The organism is Rhodococcus sp. P4_B6, from assembly GCF_056402215.1.
In genome coordinates, this window is the sequence record NZ_JBFUHV010000431.1 from 1 (window position 1) to 1,504 (window position 1,504).

Here is a 1,504-nt window from a genome sequence, read left to right on the forward strand (position 1 = left end):
ACTCCACCGACCGCGCCACCGCCACCGCCACCACCGACTCGGCACCCACCCCCACCCCGAGCAAAACCCGCGCCAACCGATTCGACGCCGCATCCACCTCCCGATACGTCAACCGCCGCCCCCCACACACCACCGCCACCGCATCCGGATCCACCCCCACCGCCGCCGCCAACAACCCCGGCAACGACACCTCCGGGGCCGACCCCCCACCCACCACCGGCGTCAACCGATCCAACTCGTGCGCGCCGATCGCGGCGAGTGGAGTGCCGGGGTCCGCGGCGAGCAGTTCGTCGATCAACCCGACGACGGCGGCGTGATGCGACCGCAGTTCGTCGTCGCGGTAGCGGTACGGGTTGGCCTCGAACTCGACGATCGTCGATGCCGGGGTGCCGCTGCGATACACGTTGACGGACAGGTCCGGGACGGGACCGGTGGTGAGGATCCGGAAGTCTCCGGTCAGCGACCCGAATGTGAGGTCCTGATCGAACAGCATCACGTTGATCATCGGTCCCGAGATCCTGCGGGCTTCGGCGGACACACCCAGGTCGCGCAGGATGTCCTCGACGTTGCCGCGCTGGTGCCGCATCGCCCCCATCAGTTCGTGCTGCACCCGGGCCACGAGGTCGCCGACCGCGTCCCCGGATCGGACCTGCACCAGCAGGGGCGCGACGTTGGCGAGCATGCCGCTGGACCGTCGCAGAACGGCGGTGGTGCGGGCAGACAGCGGAATGTCGACGAGAACGTCCTCCCGTCCCGTCCGCCGCGAGAGATGGCAGGCGAAGGCGGCGATCAGCGCGGCGGCCGCCGTCGCGCCCGGCCGGCCGCCGGTGTCCTCGAGCCGGGCGACGGTATCGGGCGACAACGCCGTGCGCACGGTCAGGCTGTGGGCGGCGGGGGGAGCCTCGACATCGGTCAGGGAGGCCCCGTTCGTGCGCCTGTGGAGTCGTTCGGCCCAGTAGTCGCGGTCGGACGAGAACCGGTGGGATGCCCGGTAGTCCTCTTCGAGGCGGTGCAGGGTGTGCAGGGCCGCGGCACGGCTCGGTTCGGGGGAACGGTCTTCGACCGCCGCGGTGTACAGGGCGGCGACACGGTTGACCAGCGTCATCGCCGCATATCCGTCGAGGGCGACGTGATGGATCCGGCTGTACCACAGGTGCCGCTCGTCACCCACGCACAGCAGCGACGACTCGCACAGGTGGTCGTGTTCGAAATCCACTCGTGCCGTGTAGTTGTCGTGCATCCACTCCTCTGCCGCCGCCATCGGGTCGGATGCGCCGCGGAAGTCGACGACGCCCATGGCCGCGTCGGCAGGCGGATCGATCACCTGGTGTGGTTCCCCGTCGACGTCGATCAGACGCAGGAAGACCGACTCGTATTCGTGGCCGGCCACGAGCGCGACCTCACGGAACAATTCGACGTCCAGCGGCCCACGAATGTCGACGTACTGCGCGATGCAGATCGGCACATCCGGGGCGAGTTGCTGCGCGAACCACAGCCCGTGTTG

The 1,504-nt window shown here is 69.3% G+C and carries 1 protein-coding gene; it reads right to left on the reverse strand.

The genetic code is table 11. The annotated features are described in order from the left end of the window. The coding region (locus AC1DWT_RS51300) for a condensation domain-containing protein (RefSeq protein WP_477926279.1) at window positions 1-1,504 on the reverse strand (1,504 nt) is incomplete at both ends.